Origin of the sequence: Parvimonas sp. M20, assembly GCF_035282425.1 — a bacterium.
Classification (GTDB): Bacteria; Bacillota; Clostridia; order Tissierellales; family Peptoniphilaceae; genus Parvimonas.
Genome location: NZ_JAYKBQ010000223.1, coordinates 1 through 256, shown reverse-complemented (window position 1 = coordinate 256; position 256 = coordinate 1). Strand labels below are relative to the sequence as shown.

The following is a 256-nucleotide window of genomic DNA, read 5'->3' as shown; positions in this document are numbered from 1 at the left end:
ACGCAAACTGGCAATGTTGGCGTTCAGGCCAATGGTGGCGAAGAAAGCCAGCATTAACGGATCGCGCAGGGACATATCAAAGTTGACTTCCCAGCCCATGCTTTTTTTCAGTACTAGTAGCGCCAGCGCCACCAACAAACCACCCGCAACAGGTTCCGGTATGGTGTATTTCTTCAAAAAGGAGACGGAATGGACCAACTTACGCCCGAGCAGCAACGTCAGCGTTGCGGCAACAAGCGTTGCTAAAGTATCGAGA

General features: G+C 51.6%; 1 protein-coding gene. It reads right to left on the bottom strand.

The window, feature by feature from the left end:
• Positions 1-256 (bottom strand): sodium/glutamate symporter (locus VJI93_RS09045; protein WP_324009365.1); only part of this gene is annotated, 256 nt, incomplete at both ends.